Origin of the sequence: Streptomyces sp. NPDC057638 (assembly GCF_042800315.1) — a bacterium.
GTDB lineage: Bacteria > Actinomycetota > Actinomycetes > Streptomycetales > Streptomycetaceae > Streptomyces.
On sequence record NZ_JBHVHF010000609.1, the window covers coordinates 1 to 1,361 of the forward strand.

1 protein-coding gene is annotated in these 1,361 nt (G+C 73.0%); it reads right to left on the reverse strand.

The annotated features are described in order from the left end of the window. Positions 1–94: 94 nt before the first annotated feature. Entirely contained in the window at positions 95–1,090 is a 996-nt protein-coding gene (locus ACFVIM_RS35190; protein ID WP_384310460.1) for an alpha/beta fold hydrolase, read from the reverse strand. Positions 1,091–1,361 lie beyond the last annotated feature (271 nt).

Genomic DNA, 1,361 nt, shown 5'->3' on the forward strand with positions numbered 1-1,361 from the left:
TCCTCAGAGTTCCCGCCCCGGCACCGTTCCGGGGCGAACGGGCCCGCCTCCCCGGCCGGGAAGGCGGGCCCGTTCTCCATGGGGCGCCCAGGAATCAGCCGGGATCCGGAAGGGAGGAGAGGAAGGGATCGACCACCGCCCGCCATGCCTCCGGATGGTCATAGTGGGCCAGATGCCCCGCGTCCGGCACCTCCGCGTAGACCCCCCGCGGCAACACCCGCACCATCTCCTGGGCCTCCGCCCGCCCCAGCTCCCCGTCGATCCCCCGCACCACCAGCGCGGGACAGCGCACCTGGGCCAACTCCTCCCAGTGGGCGTCATGCACCCAGGTCGCCCGGGAGCTGAGCATCTGACGGCGGGAGAAGACCGGCCGCCAGCCGTCCTCCCGCTCGGCCATCACCTCGGCGTAGAAGTCACCACGGGTCCGGGTCGGGCGCTCCTCCCAGGGGTCGTCCTCACCGAACCACTTCCGTACGTCCGCCAGCGTGGCGAACGGGAGCGGCCAGGCACGGAACCACTCCTCCCACACCCGCTGCGAGGCCGCGCCGAGCGCCGACGCCCGCATATCGCAGATGACCAGGGCACGCACCAGATCCGGTCGCCGCGCCGCGAGCTGCCACGCGGTCAGCGCGCCCATCGAGTGCCCGATCACCACCGCCGGGCCCAGGCCGAGCTGTTCCAGCGCGGCCTCCGCGTCCGCCACATACGCCTCACGGCTGAACGGCCCGTCGGAGGGCTTCTCACTCCGGCCGTGCCCCCGCTGGTCGAGAGCGACGGTGCGATAGCGCCCGGAGAGCCAGCGGGCGGCCGACGCCCAGTGCGCCGCCCGTCCCATGAGCCCATGCAGCAAGAGCGCCCCGGGCGGGTCCGCCGCGCTCCCTAACCCCGGCACCTCACCCTCGGCGCCCCCTTCACCGGACCCGGCCACCACCCCGGCCGCGGACCCGGCACCACCCGCCGGGGGACCGCCGACCGGAGGATCCCCGGTGCCCTCGCCCCGGGCCGGGGTTCCTCCCTTCGGGGGATCGCCGAACTCCCAGGCGGCCAAGCGCACACCACCGGCCCCGGTCACATCGATGCGCCGCGCCATACGCACGGCACCCCCTATCTCTCCCGGTCACCCGCTGGCCACCCTGCCGCGGCCAGGGAATGCCGAGAGTATCGAACCCATATTCGAAAGTACGGTCTCGGGGTGTAACACCCCTCGTATGAGTGACCACGCTCGGGGATTGGGTCTCGTTCCCGAGGGGAGATCTTCTGCGGGAGGCGGGCCGCTCGGGGAAAACGGTCCGACGGGACTGACCCTGAGAGCTCGGGGCTCCGGGTCAGCACAGGGGAGGACAGGCCCCGGCGCCTACAGG